At 64.2% G+C, this 22,525-nt stretch carries 18 protein-coding genes; 9 read left to right on the top strand and 9 right to left on the bottom strand.

The window, feature by feature from the left end; genetic code table 11:
* Positions 1-193: 193 nt before the first annotated feature.
* The 5 genes from FRAAU_RS13890 to FRAAU_RS13870 form a co-directional block, all read right to left on the bottom strand.
* Positions 194-1,792, bottom strand: a complete 1,599-nt coding sequence (locus FRAAU_RS13890; RefSeq protein ID WP_014404149.1) for an electron transfer flavoprotein-ubiquinone oxidoreductase — start codon at positions 1,790-1,792, stop codon at positions 194-196.
* Positions 1,793-2,292: 500 nt separating this feature from the next.
* Complete coding sequence (locus FRAAU_RS13885; protein ID WP_245546487.1) at positions 2,293-2,955, bottom strand: ABC-type transport auxiliary lipoprotein family protein; 663 nt, start codon at positions 2,953-2,955, stop codon at positions 2,293-2,295.
* 5 nt (positions 2,956-2,960) lie between these two features.
* Positions 2,961-3,899, bottom strand: coding sequence for an MlaD family protein (locus tag FRAAU_RS13880; protein ID WP_014404147.1), 939 nt, complete (start codon positions 3,897-3,899; stop codon positions 2,961-2,963).
* Complete coding sequence (locus FRAAU_RS13875; RefSeq protein WP_052318007.1) at positions 3,899-4,735, bottom strand: ABC transporter ATP-binding protein; 837 nt, start codon at positions 4,733-4,735, stop codon at positions 3,899-3,901. The genes FRAAU_RS13880 and FRAAU_RS13875 overlap by 1 nt, the downstream gene beginning before the upstream one ends.
* 17 nt (positions 4,736-4,752) lie before the next feature.
* Complete coding sequence (locus FRAAU_RS13870; protein WP_014404145.1) at positions 4,753-5,898, bottom strand: ABC transporter permease; 1,146 nt, start codon at positions 5,896-5,898, stop codon at positions 4,753-4,755.
* Positions 5,899-6,044: 146 nt separating this feature from the next.
* Here FRAAU_RS13870 and gcvT point away from each other — a divergent pair, with 146 nt between their 5' ends.
* From gcvT to metJ, 4 genes are all read left to right on the top strand, one after another.
* Positions 6,045-7,145, top strand: coding sequence for a glycine cleavage system aminomethyltransferase GcvT (gene gcvT, locus FRAAU_RS13865; protein ID WP_014404144.1), 1,101 nt, complete (start codon positions 6,045-6,047; stop codon positions 7,143-7,145).
* A gap of 106 nt (positions 7,146-7,251) precedes the next feature.
* On the top strand, positions 7,252-7,647 hold the full coding sequence (gcvH, locus tag FRAAU_RS13860) for a glycine cleavage system protein GcvH (protein WP_014404143.1): 396 nt from the start codon (positions 7,252-7,254) through the stop codon (positions 7,645-7,647).
* 85 nt (positions 7,648-7,732) lie between these two features.
* Positions 7,733-9,082, top strand: coding sequence for an aminomethyl-transferring glycine dehydrogenase subunit GcvPA (gene gcvPA, locus FRAAU_RS13855; protein WP_014404142.1), 1,350 nt, complete (start codon positions 7,733-7,735; stop codon positions 9,080-9,082).
* 344 nt (positions 9,083-9,426) lie between these two features.
* On the top strand, positions 9,427-10,083 hold the full coding sequence (gene metJ, locus FRAAU_RS17915; protein WP_014404141.1) for a met regulon transcriptional regulator MetJ: 657 nt from the start codon (positions 9,427-9,429) through the stop codon (positions 10,081-10,083).
* Positions 10,084-10,717: 634 nt separating this feature from the next.
* Here the strand turns inward: metJ and FRAAU_RS17305 are convergent.
* Entirely contained in the window at positions 10,718-11,032 is a 315-nt protein-coding gene (locus FRAAU_RS17305) for a hypothetical protein (protein WP_014404140.1), read from the bottom strand.
* Positions 11,033-11,084: 52 nt separating this feature from the next.
* Here FRAAU_RS17305 and FRAAU_RS13840 point away from each other — a divergent pair, with 52 nt between their 5' ends.
* The gene (locus FRAAU_RS13840) at positions 11,085-12,374 is read left to right on the top strand and encodes an NTP/NDP exchange transporter (protein ID WP_014404139.1); all 1,290 of its coding nucleotides are present in this window, start codon (positions 11,085-11,087) and stop codon (positions 12,372-12,374) included.
* Here FRAAU_RS13840 and FRAAU_RS13835 read toward each other — a convergent pair.
* Positions 12,365-13,342: a glycosyltransferase family 2 protein gene (locus FRAAU_RS13835; protein WP_014404138.1), complete on the bottom strand. Its 978-nt coding sequence runs from the start codon at positions 13,340-13,342 to the stop codon at positions 12,365-12,367. The two genes, FRAAU_RS13840 and FRAAU_RS13835, sit on opposite strands and share 10 nt — an antisense overlap.
* A 462-nt stretch (positions 13,343-13,804) precedes the next feature.
* On the opposite strand from FRAAU_RS13835, the gene FRAAU_RS13830 reads away from it, so the two are divergent.
* Both FRAAU_RS13830 and FRAAU_RS13825 read left to right on the top strand, forming a co-directional pair.
* Positions 13,805-14,665: a glucose 1-dehydrogenase gene (locus FRAAU_RS13830; protein ID WP_014404137.1), complete on the top strand. Its 861-nt coding sequence runs from the start codon at positions 13,805-13,807 to the stop codon at positions 14,663-14,665.
* Entirely contained in the window at positions 14,658-15,926 is a 1,269-nt protein-coding gene (locus FRAAU_RS13825) for a D-mannose isomerase (RefSeq protein ID WP_014404136.1), read from the top strand. Before FRAAU_RS13830 ends, FRAAU_RS13825 begins: the two co-directional genes overlap by 8 nt.
* A 22-nt stretch (positions 15,927-15,948) precedes the next feature.
* Here FRAAU_RS13825 and mtgA read toward each other — a convergent pair whose 3' ends face one another.
* On the bottom strand, positions 15,949-16,671 hold the full coding sequence (gene mtgA, locus FRAAU_RS13820) for a monofunctional biosynthetic peptidoglycan transglycosylase (RefSeq protein WP_014404135.1): 723 nt from the start codon (positions 16,669-16,671) through the stop codon (positions 15,949-15,951).
* Between the two features lie 153 nt (positions 16,672-16,824).
* Here mtgA and hslO point away from each other — a divergent pair, with 153 nt between their 5' ends.
* Entirely contained in the window at positions 16,825-17,724 is a 900-nt protein-coding gene (hslO, locus tag FRAAU_RS13815; protein WP_014404134.1) for an Hsp33 family molecular chaperone HslO, read from the top strand.
* A gap of 99 nt (positions 17,725-17,823) precedes the next feature.
* Here the strand turns inward: hslO and FRAAU_RS13810 are convergent, their stop codons facing one another.
* On the bottom strand, positions 17,824-20,688 hold the full coding sequence (locus FRAAU_RS13810) for a bifunctional diguanylate cyclase/phosphodiesterase (protein WP_245546395.1): 2,865 nt from the start codon (positions 20,686-20,688) through the stop codon (positions 17,824-17,826).
* Between the two features lie 294 nt (positions 20,689-20,982).
* Between FRAAU_RS13810 and FRAAU_RS13805 the strand changes: the two genes are divergently transcribed.
* Positions 20,983-21,900, top strand: a complete 918-nt coding sequence (locus FRAAU_RS13805) for a hypothetical protein (RefSeq protein WP_014404132.1) — start codon at positions 20,983-20,985, stop codon at positions 21,898-21,900.
* Positions 21,901-22,525: the final 625 nt, after the last annotated feature.

Raw genomic sequence — 22,525 nt, 5'->3', positions numbered from 1 at the left:
CCAAACGACTTGATGGAGGCTGGTCGAAAGTCCAGCCGACTTCACCGAGACCATGGCAGATGAGCGCGGTTAATGTCGAATGGTGCTGCCCAGCTGTTGTACTTGGCGATCAGCTTGATCAAATGCTCCCGGCTTTAGATACGCAGGCCGGGAGCATGTGTCGATTTGTTGCCAAGATGCCTTGAACTGGTACTTACAGATTTTGGTAATTGGGACCCGAACCGCCTTCCGGGGTGACCCAGTTGATGATCTGGTAGGGGTCCTTGATATCGCAGGTCTTGCAGTGCACGCAGTTGGCGGCGTTGATCTGCAGGCGCTTGCCGGCTTCTTCCTCGACGATCTCGTAGACGCCGGCGGGGCAGAAGCGGGTACAGGGGTTGTCGTATTCGCGGGCGCACTGCTCCACGCAGACGGACGGATCGGTGACCTGCAGATGGACGGGCTGGTCTTCCTCGTGCTCGGTGGCGGCGAAGTAGACGCCGGCCAGACGGTCACGCGGGGCCAGGGTGCGCTCGACATAGTCGCGTTTCGGTGCTTCGTGTTCGCCGACCTTGTAAAGCGAAGCCCAGTCGGGCTTGTTTTTCAGGGTCCAGGGCGAGCGGCCCTTGACCGCGGTTTCCCAGGCGGCATTGAGCATGCCGAACCAGAAGCCTTTCTTGAAGCCGGGCTTGATATTGCGGACTTCCCTGAGCTCGGCCATGACTTCGGAGTCACGCAGGCGAGCATCCCAGCCGGTGCTTTGCAAGGTGTCTGCGACGTGTTCGGCGGCGAGCATGCCGCTGCGGATGGCCTGGTGGGTGCCCTTGATCTTGGGTACGTTCAGCAGGCCGGCCGTATCGCCGATCAGGATGGCGCCTGGCATTTCCACGGTGGGCAGGGACTGCCAGCCGCCGGTGACGATGGCGCGGGCACCGGCCGAAAGAATGCTGCCGCCTTCCAGCAGCTCCTTGACCATGGGGTGGTTCTTCCACTGCTGGAAGGCTTCCCAGGGCTTGTATTCGGGGTCTTTGTAATCCAGGCCGCTGACATAGCCCAAAGCGATGCGATCGCCATCCAGGTGATACAGGAAGCTGCCGCCATAGGTCTGGGTGTCGGCCGGCCAGCCCACGCTGTGCACGATCTTGCCGGGCGAGACGCGGCCGGCGGGCACCTGCCACAGTTCCTTGATGCCGATGGAATAGGTCTGCGGGTCGTGACCTTCGTCCAGCTTGAACTGCTTGATCAGGCGCTTGCTCAGATGGCCGCGGGCACCTTCGGCCAGCACGGTCAGCTTGGCGGTGATGTCGATGCCCTGGGTATAGCCGGCCTTGTGGCTGCCGTCCTTGGCGACACCCATGTCACCGATGCGGACACCGGCGACGGAGCCGTCTTCGCGGGTGATGGTTTCGCTGGCGGCAAAGCCCGGGAACACATCCACGCCCAGGGCTTCGGCCTGCGGGGCCATCCAGGCGCACATGGCGCCCAGCGACACGATAAAGTTGCCATGATTGTGCATGCCGGGCGGCAGGGGCAGCTTGCGGCCGCCGGTCTGGTTGAGCAGCCAGAACTCGTCTTCGGTGGCCGGGATGCAGATCGGCGGCGGCGCTTCGCGCCAGCCGGGCAGCAGGGCATCCAGCGGCTGCGGCTCGATCACGGCACCGGACAGGATCTGGGCACCGACGGTAGAGGCTTTTTCGATGACACAGATGTTCAGCTCGGGCTTGAGCTGTTTCATGCGGATCGCGAAGGACAGGCCGGACGGGCCCGCACCAACCACGATCACATCATATTCCATCGTTTCGCGTTCGCTCATGTTGGCGGGTTCTCGGCTGACAAACGGAAGGCGGAACGGTGACGCTTGACCGGTCCAGGACCGGATATTGTCAATGTTTGCACGGCTTTGGGCAAACGGCAGGCGGCTTGCGGCCCGGTCGGCAGGCTGCGCGTGGATTCTGGCAGGGGAAGCCAGGCCGGACAGAGGCACCAGAAAACTAAGGTGATGGTCGGGCTGACCGCGGTCTCCTCGCCCGGCCCTGGGTCCGCAGGCGACTGGCTTGAGCGGTGAGGGCGAGGGCGTTTCAGCCGGGACCGTCCAGCTATCCGCGGCGGTTGACCGAGCGCTGCCGACGTGGACTTGCGTCCGGAGCTGGATGCATCCGCGAGCGGGTGCCGAGGTGCCGGACAAATCGGCTTGATGGTGCCCGGCGGTGCCCAGGTCAGGCAAGCACCTGATAGTAGCCTTCACGGCCGCTGGGCGGCCGGTGCCGGCGCAGAGGGGGCTATTCCTTCAGCGCCGCGCAAGCGACAGACATGTCAGGGCGTGGGCGATGCCGCGCTGGCACTCGGGGGCGAGGCGGGGATCACCGCATTCAGCCAGGCTTGCACTTGCCCATCCAGCTGTTGCACGGCCTGACCGAACCCGGCCACCACATCGCCGACTGCTGTGGAACCGGGCGCCAGACTGATATCGAAGCGGCGGACGGCCACGGCGCTCTGGGCATCTCCCCCCAGCAGCTGGGCCTGATAATGGATGACGATCTGCGGCTGGCCGTTGCGGTATTCGCTCTGGAAAGCATCCAGCCGACCTACCAGCTTGTAGCGGGTCGGCACGTCGCTGTCATCGCTGGTGATCACGGCGCCGGGATGGCTGAGCTGCAGGCGGCGGACCAGCGCGTCGCGGAACAGGATCGGTGCGGGATCGCTCCAGCGGGCACCGCGATAATTGTTGACCAGGTCGGGACGCGGCAGCACGGTGATGGCGCTGCGATTGACGGCGGCCGGCGCCAGCGGCGTGGCGATCTGCAGTGACCACTCCGGCTCCGGTACTGTCGTCACCGTCGAGGCGGGGGCCTGCGGCTGAGGCAGGGCGTAGACGGTCGGCGGATCAGGACGGGGCAGTACCGAGCAGGCGCCGAGGCTGATCACGCCGAGCAGTGCGGCCAGTCGGGTGCCCAGACGGGCGACAGTGGCAGTCATCGGCTTCACGGTACGAATTCCTTGCGTTGGTCCTCGCCCCGCAACAGGCTGGAGGGATTGGCTTTCAGCTGGCCGGTGAACTGGCGCAGGTCGATCAGGCTGCGCTGCAGCTGGTGGATGGCCGGCCCCAGTTCGGCGGCCCCTTGCATGCCGCGGTCCAGCGCGCCCTGATTGCGGCTCAGCAGCTGGTCCAGCGTGGCCGTGATGTGCTGCAGGTTGTCCAGGGTCTGCTGGCTGTGGTCCATGATCTGGGTGCCCTGGTGCTGCAGCAGCTGATCGGTATGGGTGACCAGACTCTGGCTTTGCTGGATCAGCTGGCGGGTCTGGCCGGTGATGTCGGTCAGCTGGCCGACCAGGTCATGCAGATCCTGGCGCTGGGAGGCGACCGCGCCGGTGATGGTGTCCAGATTGGCCAGGGTCTGATTGATATGCCGGATATTGTCTGGCGACACCATGCGGTTGACCCGGGCCACGATCTCGTTGATCGAGGTCATCATGTCTTCGCCGTTGTTCAGCAGGCGGCTCAGGGGCGAGCGGTCGGCGATGATGGTCGGCGGTTCGTGGTCGACGGGTTCCAGCGAGGGCGAGTCGGGGCTGCCGCCGCTGAGCATGATCACCGCGCCGCCGGTGACACTGGTCAGCATCAGCTTGGCGTGGGTGTCCTGCTTGATCGGCGTGCTGGCATTGACGCGGATGATGGCGATGACCCGGCGCGGATCGGCCGGATCCAGCTGCAGTTTGCGTATGTCGCCGACACTGATGCCGTTGTACTGGACGGCGGCGCCTTGCGAGAGTCCGTTGACCGATTCGCGGAAGATGATCCGGTAGGTGTTCTGCTTTTCGTTGCCGCCGGCATGGCCCAGCCACAGGGCAAACAGCAGGGAGGCCGTCACCGTCAGTACGGTGAACAGTCCGATCAGCACGTGATGCGCGCGGGTTTCCATCAGTCTACCTGTCGTGTGGATGCCCGGAGCGAGGCGGCTTCGGCCGCACGTCCTCTGGGACCGTGAAAATAAGCCTGCACCCAGGCATCGGGTGTTTCGGCGACCTGGTCCAGCGGCGCGCAGACCAGGACCCGCTTCTGTGAAATCACGGCGACCCGGTCGCAGATGGTGTAGAGCGTGTCCAGATCATGGGTGACCAGGAACACGGTCAGACCCAGGGCATCGCGCAGGGTCTGGATCAGCTGGTCGAAGGCGGCGGCGGCAATCGGATCCAGCCCGGCGGTAGGCTCGTCCAGAAACAGGATTTCGGGATCCAGCGCCAGCGCACGGGCCAGCGCTGCGCGCTTGACCATGCCGCCGGACAGTTCGGAAGGATATTTGTTGGCGGCCTCGCGGGTCAGACCGACCAGGGCCAGTTTCAGATGGGCCAGCTGCGTGGCCTGCACGCGATCGAGTCCGGCATGCTCGATCATCGGCATCGCGATGTTCTCGATCACCGTCTGCGAGGAGAACAGGGCACCGTTCTGGAACAGCACGCCGAAGCGCTGCTCCAGTTTCTCGCGGGCTTCGGTATCCAGACTCAGCAGATCCTCGCCGAACACCCGGACCTCGCCCTGGGTCGGTGGCTGCAGTCCGATGATGGAGCGCAGCAGCACCGATTTGCCGGTGCCGGAGCCGCCGACCACGCCGAGGATTTCGCCGCGGCGGATCTGCAGATCCAGATGGTCGTGCACGACCTGGGGACCGAACTGGTTGCGCAGATCGTGGATGGCGACGACGACATCCTGATCCTCCGTGCCGGTGCCAGAGGTCGCGGGCCTGGCCGTGCCCGGCATGATTGCGCCGCTGCCGCTCACCAGCCCATCTCCATAAAGAACAGGGCGGCCAGCGCATCCAGCAGGATCACCACGAAAATCGACTGCACCACGCTGGAGGTGGTGTGGGCGCCGACCGAGGCGGCGCTGCCGCTGACCCGGAAGCCTTCGCGGCAGCCGATCAAGGCAATCACGAAGGCGAAGATCGGCGCCTTGACCAGGCCGACCAGAAAATTGGCCACCGGGATATCGCTGTGCAGCAGACCAAGGAACATGGTCGGCGAAATATCCAGAGTCAGGCTGCAGACCATGGCGCCGCCGCACAAGCCGGCCAGCATCGCGATAAAGGTCAGGGCCGGCAGCGAGATCAGCAAGGCCAGCACGCGCGGGATGACCAGCAGCGCGACCGGATCCAGGCCCAGGGTGCGCAGGGCATCGACTTCCTGATTGGCCCGCATCGAGCCGATCTGGGCGGTGAAGGCGCTGGCGGTCCGGCCGGCCAGCAGGATGGCGGTCAGCAGTACCCCGAACTCGCGCAGGAAGGAGAAGGCGACCAGGTCGACGGTATAGATGGTGGCACCGAAGTCCTTCAGCACGGTGGCGCCCAGAAAGGCGACCACGGCTCCGACCATGAAGGTCAGCAGGGCGACGATGGGAATGGCATTCCAGCCGGTCTGCTCGATCTGCGCGTTCAGTGCGGTCAGCCGCCAGCGTGAAGGGTGGCTCACCTCGCGGGCCAGCGAGGCCAGCACCAGACCGCCGAAGCCCAGCAGCTGGACCGTGGTCTGGCCGATGCCGGCCATGACCTCGCCGATATGGGCCAGCCCGTCGGTCAGGGTCCGGCGGCCTGGCGGCGGTGGCGGCGGACCGTAGCCTTGCCGCGCCTGGGCGACCAGTCGCAGCATGGCCAGCCGTCCGCCGGGCTGGTGCTCGTGGTCCGACCAGCGCTCGGCTGCGGGAATGGGCTCGCACAGCTGGTTGATCAGGTCGGCGCCGGCGGTATCCAGGCGGCTGAGTCCGTCGAGGTCGATGACGGTCTGGGCGGTGATCTGGCTCTGGATGGCCTCGCAGGTCTGCAGCAATTCGGGATAGCTGGCCAGGGTCCAGTCGCCGCTCAGCATCAGCCTGGGCGGCGATGAACCGGTGTCGACATGAGCCTGGCCGGCTGAGGATGTGGCGTTCATTGGGCGATGATTCAGCCTGCGGAAGGGTTTTGCAAGGTGATTTTGCAGTCAGGGTTTGTGCCCTGCTGCCGCAAACCGTTGAGAGTCTTTGATATCCGGCCCCGTAAACGGCGATAATCGCCTCCTTTGCCCTGGGATATCCGCTCATGACCGCACAGACCGTTCTCAACGCCAGTCATCGGACGGCCGGCGCCCGCATGGTGGATTTCGGCGGCTGGGACATGCCGATCAATTACGGTTCGCAGCTGGACGAGCATCATGTCGTGCGCCAGGCGGCCGGCATGTTCGATGTCTCGCACATGACGGTAGTCGATCTGCATGGCGAGCGGGTCCGGGAATTTCTGCGGTATCTGCTGGCCAACAACGTCGACAAGCTGAAGCGTCCGGGGAAGGCCTTGTACTCCTGCATGCTCAATGAGCAGGGCGGAGTGATCGACGATCTGATTGTGTATTTCCTGGACGAGCGGCATTTCCGGCTGGTGGTGAATGCCTCCACCCGCGACAAGGATCTGGCCTGGCTGCAGGCCCGCGCCAGGGCCTTTGACGTCGAAGTGAAGGAGCGCCCGGATTTCGCGATGATCGCCATCCAGGGGCCGCAGGCCCGGGAGAAGGTCATCGGCCTGCTGAGTGCCGAATCGCAGGAGGCCATCGCCGGGCTGGGCAAGTTCGCCGCCCGTCAGGCCAGGGGGCTGGAGGGTTTCGATCTGTTTGTCGCCCGTACCGGTTATACCGGCGAGGACGGCTTCGAGGTCATTTTGCCGGCCGGTCAGGCCGAAGCCTTCTGGCAGGCCCTGCTGGCGGCCGGCGTGGCCCCCGCCGGTCTGGGCGCCCGCGATACCCTGCGGCTGGAAGCCGGCATGAATCTTTACGGCCAGGACATGGACGAGACGGTCACGCCCTGGGAGGCCGGTCTGGCCTGGACCGTATCGCTGGACGAGGGACGCGACTTTGTCGGGCGCGCCGCGCTGGAGGCTCAGCGGTCCGCTGGCGTGCCGCGACAGCTGATCGGACTGGTACTGGACGGCAAGGGTGTGCTGCGGCATGGCCAGAAAGTGCTGACGGCCGCCGGTGAGGGCGAGATCCTGTCCGGCACGTTTTCGCCGACCTTGCAGCGCTCGATCGCCTTTGCGCGGGTGCCTGCCGGCGAGCTGGGCGATGTGCGGGTCGATATCCGCGGCCGAGAGTTGCCGGTGCGGCAGGTCAAATACCCCTTTGTGCGCGACGGGAAGCCCTGCGAGGGCATCTGATCGGCGCCATCCGTTCTCCCCTGCGCGGCGAGCCGTTACACTTGCAGATGGCTTGTCGCCAGTTTCAACCCGACTTTATTCAACTTCAGCGATTGGACCCCAGATTATGAGCGAGATCCCCGGCGATCTTAAATTTCTGAAATCCCATGAATGGGCGCGTATCGAAGACGACGGCCTGGTCCGGGTCGGCATTTCCGACCATGCCCAGTCACAGCTGGGTGACCTGGTCTATGTCGAACTTCCGGAAGTCGGTGCCAGCCTTCAGGCCGGTGCCGGTCTGGCCGTGGTCGAGTCGGTCAAGGCTGCTTCCGATATCTACGCGCCGGTTTCGGGCGAGGTGGTGGAAGTCAATGCGGCCCTGCTGGATCAGCCGGAAATCATCAATGAAGATGCCTATGGCGCCGGCTGGGTGGTGTTGCTGAAGGTCAGCGACCGCGCCGAGCTGGACGAGCTTCTTGATGCCGATGCCTATGCCGAGCTGATCGAATCGGAAGATCACTGATCCTTCCCGGCTGATCGTTTCAATACTGCCGGCCGCCCGTCGTGTCCGGCAGTCGTCATTTACAAGACCCGTTGCCTGGTGCCCCATGCCTTTTATTCCGCACTCCGAATCCGATGTCCAAGCGATGCTCAAGACCATCGGGGTCGAGCAGATCGAAGACTTGTTTGACGAAATTCCCGCCGGGCTGAAGCAGTCGGTGCTCCGGCAGGTACCGGCGGGCATGAACGAAATGCAGGTCGGCCGGTTGATGCGCGAGCGTGCGGCGCAGGACGGGGTGCCGCTGAATTTCGTGGGTGCCGGTGCCTATCAGCATCATGTCCCGGCGGCGGTATGGGCGATTACCACCCGGGGTGAATACTACTCGGCGTATACCCCCTACCAGGCCGAGGCCAGCCAGGGCACCCTGCAGCTGATCTACGAATACCAGACCATGATGGCGCGTCTGACCGGCATGGATGTCAGCAATGCCTCGCTGTATGACGGGGCGACCTCGTTGGCCGAGGCGGTGCTGATGGCCATCCGCTCGGTCAGGAAGGGTGTGCCCCGGGTGCTGGTGCCGGAAAGCGTGCATCCCGCCTATCGGCAGACGCTGAAGACCATTGTCGGCCTGCAGAACGTCGAGGTGGTCGAGCTGCCGGTGCCTGACGGGCGGCTGGATCCGGCAAGCCTGGATGCCGCGGCTCTGGGCGCGTTCTCCGCGCTGGTGATTCCGCAGCCCAACTTCTTCGGCGTGCTGGAAGATGTGGATGCACTGACCGATTGGGCCCATGCCCAGGGGGCGCTGGCCATCGCGGTGGTCAACCCCATGTCGCTGGCGGTATTGCCGGCGCCGGGCGAGTGGGGGACCGCCGGGGTCGACATCGTCTGTGGCGACGGCCAGCCGCTGGGCGTGCCGTTGTCGTCGGGCGGTCCGTATTTCGGGATCCTGGCCTGCAAGCAGGCTTATATCCGCCAGATGTCGGGGCGCATTGTGGGCCGCACCACCGATCTGGATGGCAAGCCGGGGTTCGCCCTGACCCTGCAGGCGCGCGAGCAGCACATCCGCCGGGCCAAGGCCAATTCCAACATCTGCACCAACCAGGGCCTGCTGGTGACGGCGGCAACCATCTACATGTCCCTGCTGGGCCCGGAAGGCCTGCGTCGCGTCGCGGCACAGAGCATGCAGAACACGCGTGCGTTGCGTGATCGTCTGCTGAAGATCAAGGGCGTGTCGCAGCGCTTCGACCAGCCGTTCTTCCACGAGCTGGCCTTGAGCCTGCCGGTTCCTGCCGAGCAGGTCATCACCGCTCTGGCTGCCGAGAACATCGTCGCCGGTTTTGCGGTGGGCAGCGAGTATGCCGGTCATGCCCATACCTTGCTGGTCTGCGCCACCGAGGTTCACACGGCGGACGATATCGAGGCCTATGCCACCGCTTTGGAGCGCGCACTGGGCTGAACCCCAGTCGTGTTCTGTTCATGGAGGCTGGCGTGCCGTAAGGTCGCAGCCTCATTCATTGGATCTGCCTGACAGTCGCGGGTGCATGTCCGCGGGTGCTGGGCTTTTCTTGATTTATTTCATGCAAATCAGATGCTTGTGAGGTTGTCGTGTCTTCACGATGATTTTCTTCTGAGGCGTATGGAAGTCTATACCATGAGAATTTTCCGGTGTGCATTTTGCCGTCCAGGACGGTAAATGCACTGAATTCAAAAGCATGCAGTCAATTCATTTAAGAGTAAAATTCATTGACAGCCCCGCGCTTCCGGAATAATTTTCGCTGCAACTGATTGGAATCAAAAGCCATGGCATCAAACAAATTCATCAAGCCTTATGTCGAGCACGGCGAAAAGGCCGGCGCGGTCCGCAAGATCACCGTGTCGATCCCCCTGCACGTGCTGCGCCTGCTTTCCGATGAGCGCACCCATCGCCAGGTCAACAACCTGCGTCACGCGACCAACAGCGACCTGCTGGTGGAAGCTTTCCTGCATGCCTTCACTGGTCAGCCTCTGCCTACCGATGACGAGCTGAAGCGCGTCGTGGCCACCGCGGCCAAGAAGGCCGTGGTCAAGAAGCCGGGCGCCAAGAAGGCTGCCCCGGCCAAGGCCGCTCCGGTCAAGGCTGCCGCCAAGAAGGCCGCTGCCAAGCCGGTGACCCGCAAGGTCGCTGCCAAGGCGCCCGTGGCCGCCAAGAAGGCTGCCCCGAAAAAGGCCGTCGCCAAGCCTGTCGTCGCGAAGAAGGCCGCGCCGAAGAAGGCTGTTGCCAAGGCGGCACCGGTGAAGGCCGTGGCCAAGAAGCCGGTGGCCAAGAAGGCGGCTCCGGTCAAGGCCGCGCCGGCAAAGGCGGTTGCCGCCAAGGCCGCGCCGGTCAAGGCTGCTCCGGTCAAGAAGGCATCGGCCAAGAAGACCGCGACCGTGGCTGCTCCGGCCAAGGTCAGCCGCGTCAGCAAGGCCAAGAAATAAGCTTGTGCCCATTGGTGGCAGAACGCCCGGCGCCCTGTCACCCCGGCATCATGCGAAGCCCCTCGTCAGAGGGGCTTTTTCGTGCCTGTCGTGCATCGATGATACGGCCGGATCCAGTCGTTCGCGGAGGGCTTTCCGGAAAACCGCTCACGGGGCATGACCGGCCGCCGGAATCATGGCCGCTTGACCAGGCTGGGCAGGGATTGCCCGGCTTTGCGCTGGCCACGTCGCCGATCAGCTTTGCTTCAGGCGACATGCTGGCAGCTGTCACGCTGGTGCTTCGGACATACCCGGTCGACCTGTTCAATGGGCGGGGCGGCCTCGATCAGATGGTCACAGATATTGCCGGCAGGCCGCTCCGTTGTTCGAGGGTATCCCCGGCCATGGCTGCCTGCGTGTTCGCGGGCGTTCTCGGATGGAAGTCCGGAAGCATATGACGGAGTCGTATTCCAGTCGAAATCGCCAACCTGAACAGGGCGTGCGGTCAGGATCGATGACAAGGCCTTGGACAGCGAGGCCGGCCGGAACACGGTATCGGGGAGCAGCGGTTCGCGGGTGGTGGCATCGGTTTATCCCGGTGTGTGCGAACACCGGCACATGACCGACCGCGATGGCGCTGCTTTGTCCGATGGCGTCAGGAGACGTCATTGACTTCGGCAGCGTGGATGCGGATGGTGGGCAGGCAGGCCCGGGCGATGAGCGCCGCGTCATCGGTCACCTGCTTGCCGTCCGGGGGAAAGGGCCTAGACAGCAAGGCCATGCTGAGGGCGAGCGCGGAAGGGCTGGAGCACGACATGGCGATGATGGCTTTGACGAGAGAACGGCGGGCTCGGGCGAGCCGCCAGCCGGCCACCTGTGCGGGAGGGGCATGGCCGGGGATGGGGGCGTCGCAGGCGACATACGACGATGAGGGGCGGGTTGCCTGCGGGAGCGGCAGGTCGGGTACCACAGGGATACCCGCTTTTCCACCGCGGTGTTAGGCTGCGCACTCTTCGGCCTGGATGGATCCGGTGAGCATATTTTCCCGCAGTGACATGCATGCACGTCGTCCAGCGCTGGCAGCGGCCGGCTTTTTCCTGCTGATGACGGCTTATTACATCATACGACCAGTGCGTGACCAGTTCAGCGGTGCAGCCGGATCGGCCTCGCTGCCTCGGTATTTCGGCTGCACCTTGCTGGTGATGCTGCTGCTGACCCCCTTGTTCGGCTGGCTGGTGACCCGCTATTCACGGCGTCTTCTGCTGACGCTCAGCTACGGTTTTTTCAGCCTGTGCCTGCTCGGCTTTATTCCCTGCTTCGGTCTGCAGGGCGGGCAGAGCATGGCGACGGTGGGTCTGGTGTTTTTTGTCTGGACCAGCGTGTTCAATCTGTTTGTGGTGGCCTTGTTCTGGAGTTTCATGGCCGATGTGTTTTCCAGCGCCGAGGCCGCTGCCCATTTCCCGCTGATCGCCTTTGGCGGGATGGGCGGGGCCGTGCTGGGACCATGGCTGTCCGGTCGGCTGGTGTACTGGCTGGGCGTGCCACCGCTGCTGGTGATCTCGGCCATGGCCTTGAGTGGCGCCTTGCTGATTCTGCGGCGCATGGATGTGGTCGAGCGCAACCGTGGCAGCGGGAGCGGGGCCTCGATGGGCGGCTCGATATGGGCAGGTGTCAGCCATACGTTCAGCAGTCCGTTTCTGCGCAACATCACCTTGCTGATGCTGTTCGGCGATGCGGTGGGCACCCTGGCTTATGTGATGCTGGCCGATTATGCCAAGCACCACCTGCCGGTGCTGGATGACCGGGTGGCGTTCTATTCGCATCTGGATCTGGCGATCAATCTGATCGGTGCGGTGATGCAGTTGTCGATCAGTCGCTGGCTGCTGGTGCGTTTCGGTGCCGTCTGGGGGCTGATGATTCCGGCGATGATCAACGCGGTGCTGTTGCTGGGCATCGCGATGACCGGCATCTCGCCCTTCTGGGTGGCCGGCATGGCTGTGGTGCCGCCGGCGGTATTGATGGTGGCGACCCGCTCGATGATGTATGGCATGACCAAGCCGGCTTCGGACTCGCTGTATACCCGCACCTCCCGCGAGGACCGTTACAAGAGCAAGAATTTCATCGAGACCACGGTCTGGCGCATCGGTGATCTCGGCATCAGCAGCGGCATCAAGGCACTGACCCAGGCCGGAGTGGGCATGGCGGGTGTCGCCTTGCTGGGCAGTCTGGTGGCGGTGGCCGGGGCATTCACGGCCTGGCGTGCAGGACATGCAAGGGATCTGCTGCCGGTGGAGGAGCGGCCTCAGGACTGAGACGGTGTATCGGTGGCTGACATCACCGGATCGGCCGCCGATGGGACCGGCACACCGATGCTGGCATCCACGAAATACAGAGGCCGCTGCTTGGTTTCCGCGTAGTTTCGGCCCAGGTATTCGCCGATCACGCCCAGGGCCAGCAACTGCACCCCGCCCAGAAACAGGATGACGACCATCAGCGAGGGATAGCCGCGGACCACATCACCGAAGAGCAGGGCGCGACCCAGCACCCAGCTGCCATAGACAAAGGCCAGCGCGGCCGATCCCAGACCCACCCAGGTGGCCAGTTGCAAGGGGGCGGTGGAGAACGAGGTGATGCCCTCGACGGCCAGTTTGAGCAGGCGCCAGTAATTCCATTTGCTGCGGCCCCCGATGCGTGGATCGCGATCGAACTGGACTGCGGTCTGCCGAAAGCCGATCCAGCTGAACAGACCTTTCATATAGCGTTGGCGCTCGCGCAATTGCTGCAGAGCATCCAGTGACCGGCGCGAGAGCAGTCGAAAATCGCCGGTGTTCTGCGGTACCGCCAGATCCGACAGACGAGCCATGACCCGATAGAAGCCCAGCGCCGTGGTTTTCTTCAGCCAGGTTTCGCCCAGCCGGTTGCGGCGGGTGGCATAGACCACGTCATAGCCCTGGGCCCATTGCTCGACCAGTTGCGGAATCAGTTCGGGCGGATCCTGCAGGTCGGTGTCGATCACGATCGCGGCGCCCTGGCGGACATGATCCAGCCCGGCGGTCAGTGCCGCTTCCTTGCCGAAGTTGCGGGACAGCCGCAGTCCGCCGATGCGGCTGTCACTCGCGGCCAGCCGCATGACCAGCTGCCAGCTGCCATCCTGACTGCCGTCATCGACAAACAGCACACGGGTCTGTTCCTGCAGTTGATCCAGCACCGGCAGCAGGCGCTGGCAGAAGCTGTCCAGCACGGCCGATTCGTTGTACAGCGGGGCGACGATGGTCAGCATGGGCCGGGACGCCAGGGACGGAATGTCTATCCTATCAAGAGCCAGGGCTGCTGGCGCGACGGCGGGTCCGGGAGGGGGGATGCGGCTGGACGGAGCGGTGCCTGCAGGAGGCGGGCAACGGTGATGCGGATGGCCGGCTCTGACCCGGCATTTGCATGCGGTTCAGGCCGGCGGGCAGCGCCCATATCGCGCGCCGTGATGCGGTTTGCGCGTCTCCGACGGGATGGCGGGGTGGCCTGTGGTCATGCAAACGGCGGCCTGGCTCAGTTGAATCGAGGCAAGTGGACGGGTTAGTTTGAATCCGTCACCGACATACCGGGTGTTGCCAGCAGGCCGCCCCGGTCGGTACGCGGTGCATTCGTCGCGGCTTGCGGCGGAGCACCATCGTCAGGCCGGGCCCCCGATGTGGATGCCTTGTTGCCCGAGCCATGTTTCCCGTTGCCATCGACCGGAGGACATTGCATGACTGTTTCCATCCCCCCCCAGAGCCAGGATCGCCAGCCCGGACTGGAATCCCTGCTGAAGCCGCCTGCCGAACATATCCGCGCCGACTACAAGGGCAGTGGAAAGCTGAGCGGAAAGACGGCGCTGATTACCGGCGGCGACAGCGGTATCGGTCGATCGGTGGCTTTGCACTACGCCCGGGAAGGGGCGAACATCGCGATCGTGTATCTGGACGAGCATGAGGATGCCGAGGAGGCCCGGCGCCTGGTCGAGGCCGAGGGAGCCAAGGTGATCCTGATCTCCGGCGATGTCGCCTCCAGCGCTTTCTGCAACGAGGCGGTGGCCGCCACCGTGGCCGAGTTCGGCGGTCTGGACATCGTGGTCAACAATGCCGGCATCCAGGTGGTGCGGGAGCGTCTGACCGATATCGACGACGCCGAGTGGGAACGGCATTTCGCGGTAAACGTGCACGGCTATTTTTATATCGCCAGAGCCGCGCTGCCGCATCTGAAGTCAGGTGCCTCGATCATCAATACCTCATCGATCAATGCATTCGCCGGCAACAAGTTCCTGGTCGCCTACAGTGCGACCAAGGCGGCCGAGGCCGGCTTTACCCGCGCCCTGGCCTTGCAGCTGGCGGATCAGGGCATTCGGGTGAATGCCGTGGCCCCGGGCCCGATATGGACGCCCATCCAGCCGGCCGGTTTCGGTCCGTATGACCCGCAGGCGGTGGCCGACATGGGCAGGGATACGCCGCTGGGCCGGATCGGCCAGCCCAGCGAGCTGGGACCGGCCTATGTCTATCTGGCCAGCGCGGATGGTTCCTATGTCACCGGTCAGACTCTCCATGTCAACGGCGGGATGATCATCAATGGCTGAGCATGGCCGGGAGACCACCTTGCTGCGGGGCGACTGGCTGCGCAGCCGGGCCCATCGGGACTGGCTGGATGTCCAGGGCCAGCGCTTGCTGGATTTTTCCAAGCAGGCCGCCGTGCCCCAGGGCTTTGCGGCCCTGGACGGCCATGGCCGGCTGAGCGAGGATGCCGGGGCCGATACCATTCTCACCGCGCGGATGACGCATTGTTATGCCATTGCGGCGCTGCGTGGACTGCCGGGCTGCGCGCCCTTGGCAGCCCATGGGGTGCATGCCTTGCTGGGGCCGTTGCGAGACGCCGATCATGGCGGCTGGCATGAAAGCCAGCAGGCGGCCGAGCAAAAGGGCGGGCGCAAGCAGGCCTATCTGCATGCCTTTGTCGGGCTGGCGGCCTCATCGGCCGTGGTGGCCGGCATCGAGCAGGCGGATCTGCTGCTGGAGCTGGCTACCGAGGTGCTGGCCACCCGTTTCTGGGATCAGGACGAAGGCGTGTTTCTTGAAAGCTTCGCGCTGGACTGGAGCGATCTGGAAGCCTATCGCGGCGCCAATGCCAATATGCATTCGGTGGAAAGCTGTCTGGCGCTGGCCGATGTCACCGGCGATCCGGTCTGGCGCCGGCGCGCCCTGCGTGTGGTGGAGCGGATCATCCATACCGAGGCCGGCAAGCGGGGCCACGCGGTGGCCGAGCACTTCGATCCGGCATGGCAGCTGCTGCCGGACTACCACAAGGATCGACCGACCGACGACTTGCGTCCTTATGGCATGACGCCCGGCCATTTCGTGGAGTGGTCGCATCTGCTGCTGAAGCTGGAGGCCGCCCTGCTGCGGGAGTCGGGCGAGGCGCCGGACTGGCTGCTGGACGATGCCCGTCAGCTGTTCGAAACCGGCATGCGCTGCGGCTGGGGCGCCGACGGCTCGCCAGGCATGCTCTATACCGTGGACTGGGATCTGGAACCGGTCGTGCACAACCGGCCCCACTGGTGTCAGGCCGAGGCGCTGGTGGCCGCGGCCAGTCTGTGGCAGCGGACGGGACAGCCGGTGTACCAGCAGTGGTATCGCGATATCTGGAACTACGTCGATCGTCATATGATCGATCGCGAGCACGGCAGCTGGAAGCAGGAGCTGGATGCCGATCAGCAGTTGTCGGCGGACATCTATCCCGGCAAGGCCGATCTGTATCACGCCTGGCAGGCGACCATGGCACCGCGGCTGCCTCTGGCACCCAGCATGGCCACCGCGGTGGCCGCTCAGGCCGAAAGCTTTTGAGCGAGGCCTGCCCTTGCTGCGCTCAGCGTCGGCGCAGAAAGGGCAGGTAGGCTGGTCCGCCCAGCTGTCGCATCTGCTGCTGGATCCAGGCGACGCGCTGCTCGACATAGACGCTGGGGTGATCGACCTTGAATCGCACCGGGTTGGGCAGCACCGCGGCCAGACGGGCGGCCTGGGCCATGTCCAGACTCGCCGGGGCACGATGATAGAAATCACGACTGGCGGCTTCGACGCCATAGATGCCGTCACCGAACTGGGCGATGTTCATATATACCTCGAGAATTCGCTGCTTGGTCCACAAGGTCTCGATCAATACCGTGAACCAGGCTTCCAGACCTTTGCGGACATAGCTGCGGCCGTCCCACAGGAACAGGTTTTTGGCGGTCTGCTGGCTGATGGTGCTGGCCCCGCGCAGACGCTTGCCGTCATTGGCGGCCTGCAGAGCCTTGTTGATGGAGTCGAAGTCGAAGCCGTGATGGTAGGGAAACCGCTGGTCTTCGGCGGCGACCAGGGCCAGCGGCAGCTGGGGACTGACCTCGCGCATCGAGACCCAGTGTCGAGGCCGCACCGCCGTCGCGTCAGGGTGCCGCCAGTGGTCGATATGCTGTTCCATGATGACGGCCGAACTCGGCGGCGGCACGAAACGCAGGCTCAGCACCAGCAGCACGCTGAGCAGGACGAAGCCGAGCGGCAGCAGTGCCAGGGCTTTCAGATATTGTCTCGGGGACTTGCGGTTCCGGGCCATGGCGGGAGCATTGCGGGGATGAGCGGGGCAGTATAGGCGGCGCAGGCTGAAGGAAGGCGATCGAAGATGGTGACGGATCCCGCATCGGTGGGGCTATTGCATGGGCGTTTCGCGCCCCCACTTCAGGGGCAGTGAATTTTCAGGGTGGTGGTGATGGATACGAGCTTGGCTGACGATGTTTTGCACCGATTCGTCTTGGAGCGTGCCGGCGTTCGCGGTGTGCTGGTGCGCTTGGGACCGGTATGGCAGGAGATCGCGGCTCGTGCCGAATATCCTGCGCCGCTGCGCCAGCTGCTGGGCCAGAGCATGGCTGCCAGTGCCTTGCTGACTGGCAATATCAAGCTGGAGGGCGAGTTGTCGCTGGAGCTGAAGACCAACGGGCCGTTGCGGCTGCTGTTTGCCGAATGCACCGAGCAGGGCCGCATGCGCGGGCTGGCTCGCTGGCAGGGCGACTTGCCCGAGCCCCTGGCGTTGAATCAGCTGGACGGCGCGCTCATGGCGATCACCATCGGCAATATCGATCGCGGTCAGCGCTACCAGGGCCTGGTGGGACTGGAGCAGGCCGGACTCGGGCCGGCGCTGGAAGCCTACTTTGCCCAATCCGAGCAGTTGCCGGCCAAGCTGCTGCTGGCGGCGGACGGTGAGCACGCGGTGGGGCTGATGCTGCAGCGGATGCCAGGTCATGGCGGTCATGAGGTTGAAGTGGATGAGGATGGCTGGGATCGCGTCCGGCATCTGATGGCCACGCTGGGCGATGAGGAAGCGCTCTCGGTGGCGCCTGAAGTGCTGCTGCACCGGCTCTTCCACGAAGAGCAGGTGCAAGTGTTCGAGGCCAGACCGCTGCGCTTCGGTTGCAGCTGCAGCCGGGAGCGGGTACAGCGCATGCTGCGTTCGCTGGGCCGGGAGGAAGTGGAGGCGGCACTTGCGGTGCGGGATGGCGAGATCGAGGTGATCTGCGAGTTCTGCGCCGAGCGTTACACCTTTGATCGAGTGGATGCCGAGCATCTGCTGACTGCTGACCTGCCGGCCGAGGTGCATCCCGGCGTGCAATAAGTACGCGCAGGACCGGATGCATCGACAAGGGCCGCGTCTGACGCGGCCCTTGCCATGACGGCGGCGGCATGCGGCGATGGCCGATGCCGTGCCGCATGCTCAGTCTGAGGCCGCGATGGCTCCGGCCGCCTCCGCGGCGGCGGCATCCAGCGCCAGCCAGTGTTCAAGCGGCTGGGCCCTGGAAAACAGGAAGCCCTGGCCGTAGCCGCAACCAAGCTGTTGCAGGATGCGGTGCTGCTCCTCGGTTTCGATGCATTCGGCGACGACATCCATGTGCAAGGTCCTGGCCATGGCCAGAATCGCCTGGATGATCGACAGATTCTGCTGATCGCCTGACTCGGTCAGTTCGGCGATGAAGGTACCGTCGATCTTCAGGGTCGAGATCGGATAGCGTTGCAGATAGCTCAGCGAGGAATAGCCGGTGCCGAAGTCATCCAGCGCGATCACCAGCCCGTGCTGACGCAGACTGTCCAGGATCTGTTTCACCTGCGGAGGATTTTCAAGCAGGGTCCCTTCGGTGACCTCGATCCGCAGTGAACGCGTATCGATCTGGTATTGGGCGATCAGGGCCAGCAGCACCTTGTCCAGATCCGGGGACAGGAAGTTCGAGGCCGACACGTTGATGCTGACATAGCGCCCGCAGCGGGTCAGCTCGGCGGCATCGGCAAAGACCTTCTCGAAAATCTGCCAGTCGATCGGTTCGGCGGTGCCGTTTTCGCCGGCGACCTGCAGAAAATCACGCGGCAGCAGCAGACCGCGCTCGGGATGCTGCCAGCGCAGCAAGGCCTCGTAGCCGACGATCTCGCCGCTTTGCAGATTGACCAGCGGCTGATAGACGGGGACGAACTCGTTGCGTGCCAAGGCCCGGCGCAGATCGTTTTCCAGATCCAGCAGAGACATGGCTTCCTGGCGCAGACGCTCGTCGAATACGGCGGCGCGCTGCTTGCCTTCGTGCTTGGCGCGATACATGGCGGTATCGGCATCGCGCAGCAATTCCTCGGGGCGGGTGTAGTGCGGGGTGGGCAGGGCGATGCCGATGGAGGCCGAGGTAAACACTTCCTTGCCGTCGAGGTGGAAAGGCGTGCGCAGGCTGTCGATCAGACGCTCCGCGATATCGACGGCCACGCGCTGGCCACCGATGTCCTCGACCAGCACCGCGAATTCGTCACCGCCCAGACGGGCCACCACGTCACTGGCCTTCAAGCCCGAGCGCAGGCGGCCGCCGACCTGAAGCAGCAGGTCATCACCGACCAGATGGCCGACCGAATCATTGATCACCTTGAAGCGGTCCAGGTCGACAAACAGCACGGCGAACATCTTGTCGTGGTCCTGACGATACCGGTACAAGGCCTGTTCCAGACGTTGCAGCATGAAGGTGCGATTGGGCAGGCCGGTCAGCGAGTCATGCAAGGCCTCATGCTTGAGACGCTGCTCGATGCGTTCGCGCTCGACGATCTGCAGGCGCAGGTCGCGATTGGCCATGGCCAGCGCATGGGTGCGCTCGGTGACCCGCTGTTCCAGATTGGCATAGGCGCGGCGCAGCGAGTCGGCACTGTCCTTGCGCTGCAGGGCGTTGACGATGTGGTAGCTGACAAAGGTCAGCAGATCCTGATCGCGGGTGTCGTAGCTATGTTCGGGTCGGTAGCTCTTGACTGCCAGTACGCCGATCACCCCGTGCTCGGAGGCCAGGGGCACGCCCAGCCACGACAGTGGAATGGCGCCTTCATAGACGATCTCGCCGGCCTCCTGCATCTGCTCGATCTGGGCCCGGCTGAACAAGCGGGCCTTGCCCGACTTCAGAATGGACTCGGTCAGGCCGTAGGCATGAGGGCGCGCAGGATGGTAGCTGGCGTATTCATCGACGGCGTAAGGGAAAGTGAGAATCTGTTCCTGCTGGTCCAGCAAGGCGATATAGAAATTGCGCGCATACAGCAGCCCGCCGATCACCCGGTGAATGGCGGGGTAGATGTTTTCCAGACTGTCGGACAGATTGGCCAGTTCGGCGATCCGGAACAGCGCCGCCTGCAACTGTTCGCCTCGCTGGCGCTGCAGCACTTGTTGCCGCAGGATGGCATTGGCCTCCTGCAGGGCAGTCGTCCGTTCGATCACCCGCCTTTCCAGCATGGCACGGGTCTGATGCCGTTCCAGTACCGGCTGCAGATGCTGGGCGACATAGACTGCAAGATCGCGGTCGGCTTCCCTGAAGCGCATTTCGCCGTAGCTCTGCAGGGCCAATCCCCCTACGACCACGCCTTCGCGCAGCAAGGGAACGCCCAGCCAGTGGCTGCACAAGGTTCCGATCGGACGCAGCGGGGCGGAGAGCTGGGATTCGATGTCCTCGACGGTACCCATCATGGGGCGTCCGCCGTGCAGCAGATGCCAGGTCAGGCTGCCTTCGATCGCGGCCAGCTCCACCCATTCCTCGGGATCAGGCAGAACAGGATCCAGCGCATCGACATAATAGGCATAGCGGACCCGTGGCTGATCGGGGTCGCAGACCACGAAATAGATGTTTTCCGCATAGATCAGGCGACCGATGATGGCATGCATCTCGGCCATCAGCTCGGCCAGACTGCGCCGGCTGTTGCTGAGCTCGGCGATGGCGTACAAGGCCTTCAGCAGGGATTCGGAATCTTGCAGCTGCTGGTTGGTCCGGCGTAGATGAGCCATTTCCTCGGCCCTGTCCAGCCGACGTTCGACATGCCGCCCCAGCCACTGCAGCCGGCTTTGAGCCAGGGCATCCAGCGGGCGGTCGGGATGTGGCCTCAGCAGCAGGCTCCGATGGCCGTCAGGAGTCTGCAGCAACAGCAGGTCATCGCCATTTCGCGGATGTGGTTCATCGCCTGTCGACCAGGTCAGCTCGGCATCGATATCCCAGTCCGTCAGCAGATCGGCGCAGATGTCCACAACCTCTCTAAGGTCGGTCACGCTTTCCAGACGGTCGATATGACGGCCTATTTCCACACCGGTTTGGTCGCGGTCCCTGGTGTTACGACCTGCGAGACGGGAAGTCATCATGGCAACAAACTGGGGGCTCGTGCGAAGGAGTAGTTAACGTTCTTCACCTTTATAAACGCTCCGATTGCGTCTGTCATGGGAATTTTGTTAAGCCTGTAGTCATGGAAGTGCCTCCTGCTGCATGTCCGGCCAAATAGGTGATGTCTGTGGCCGCAGTGCGTTAGGAAAATGTAAAATGATGTATGCTGCATCTTCCGCTTTTCAGCTCAGGTCTTGCCACGGGTCCGGCCGCCGTCACCTATGCGTCGATTGCTAGCCATTGCTGGTCTGCTCTTTCCGCTGGCGCTTGCCGGGCAATCGCTGCTGGGCGTCGATCCGCAGCAGCAGCTTGAATTGCTGCGCGAGCAGGGCACGGCGGCGCAAGCGTCGTGGCAGCCGGGTCTCGGGCTCGCGGGCAGCTCGTGGCAGTTCAACAGTCAGTCGCTGAGTCCGGCCGAAAGCCTTGCCTCAGGCGGCAACCTGCCGTTCGGCATGATCGCGGCGGCGCCGAGTGCGCAAACCCGGCTGCAGTTCAGTCTGGCGCCGCATATCCAGGCCCAGGCCAGCGTGATCCGGCACAACTGGGTCGACAATACCGTGCCGGTCACCGAGAGCGAGTTGGGTGCCAATCTGTGGCGGGGGCGTTACAGCCTGGGCTTCAGCATAGGGGCTGCCTCGTTGTCCGGGCGTGCCAGCAGCTTGCCGCGGGTATTGCCGGGCGCGGCCGTGGGACTGCCTTATGCGGGTTATGGTGGCAGCACCGAATTCAATGCCATGGGGCGTCTGATGCTGAGCGGGCAGGACAGCCTGCGGATTGGCGCCAGCGTGGGCCGGATCGATCTGCTGCCGGGCTCGGCGCTGGGGAGTGGTGGTTTGGGCCAGAAGGCCTTGAGTGTCGGGGTCCAGCATGGCCAGGTCAGCGGCGTGCTGGTCGGGCGCATGGTCCAGCCGCTGGATGCCGGCGCCGCGAGCATGCCTTATGCACTGGACCGACGTTGGAGCAGTCTGGATTTCGGGGTGACCTGGCGTCTGCCCTGGCAGGGCCAGATCAGCATCGGGGCACACAACCTGTGGAGCACGGGGACTCAGACCGGAGCTGTGCCGGGGCCCGGAGGCCCTGCGGCGGCGATTCAGGATCAGTCACGTACGCCTTACGTCCAATACCATCAGGATCTCTAGGACGGCCGTCGCCGTCGCATGACCTGGGTGGAGGGGCGCCTGGTTGTCGCATCCTGGATGATGCGGCCAGGGCGAGTGCAGGGACTGGCCATCGAAAGCTTGCCGGCCGCGTTGTGATGGCAGCGCATTCGAATTACCGGGCAGGTACGTGCGCTGATGTTCTCGGTCTTGGCGCGCAAGCCCGGGAGCGGCAACTTCCGATGCGGGTGAAGATCCCTAGCCCTCCATACGGCACCCGTCGCGCGATGGTTGCCGTCCAGCCGGCATCCTTGGTACAAGAGCTGATGGATGGCTTCATGACGGTCCGTATTCAGACCTGTCATGGTTCACCTCCGGCCCGCCTGGTCATGGCAGATACACGCTGGCGTGGACCATGACTCGCTGGATGGGGCACTTGTACTGCGATCCGGATGGAATGCCGGGCGAGTCGGCTGAGCTATCATGCCGGTTGCCGGTTGCCGGTTGCCGGTTGCCGGTTGCCGGTCATGCCGAGGCTCATGGTCGGCGGCGGCGGATAACTCGGCAGGTCGCGACCTCCAGGCACAGGATCGGGAAGGGCGGGCGTCCCTGCCGCCGTGCCTGTCGGCACGGCGTAAGGGGCAGTGACGATGGCAGCGAAAGGTTG

The organism is Frateuria aurantia DSM 6220, from assembly GCF_000242255.2.
Classification (GTDB): Bacteria; Pseudomonadota; Gammaproteobacteria; order Xanthomonadales; family Rhodanobacteraceae; genus Frateuria; species Frateuria aurantia.
The sequence above is the reverse complement of the archived record's forward strand: the minus strand, read 5'-3'. Positions and strand labels throughout refer to the sequence as shown.